At 34.8% G+C, this 230-nt stretch carries 1 protein-coding gene; it reads left to right on the top strand.

The window, feature by feature from the left end; all coding sequences use genetic code 11:
- Nucleotides 1-230: hypothetical protein (locus GJQ66_RS16865; RefSeq protein WP_230379712.1), on the top strand; the 230-nt coding region annotated here is incomplete at both ends.

The following is a 230-nucleotide window of genomic DNA, read 5'->3' as shown; positions in this document are numbered from 1 at the left end:
ATCTCACATCTAAGCGCGTGGGATGAATACATCATTGAACATCGAATAGCCATTCAAAATGAGGATTTTCCAATTATCCCTGATGTAGAAAAGTTCAATGCTACTGCTGCTGAATATGCTAGAAATCATTCCAAAGAATCAATCTTAAATGAATTTGCAAAAAATCGTCAAAAATTGATTGAGTGTATCGAGAATCTAGATGAGCGAAAACTTACTGCACCATTTTATCG

Origin of the sequence: Microbacterium sp. ZXX196 (assembly GCF_009709595.1) — a bacterium.
Lineage (GTDB): Bacteria > Actinomycetota > Actinomycetes > Actinomycetales > Microbacteriaceae > Microbacterium > Microbacterium excoecariae.
Note: the sequence above shows the minus strand (reverse complement) of the source record. Positions and strands in the feature narration are given on the sequence as shown.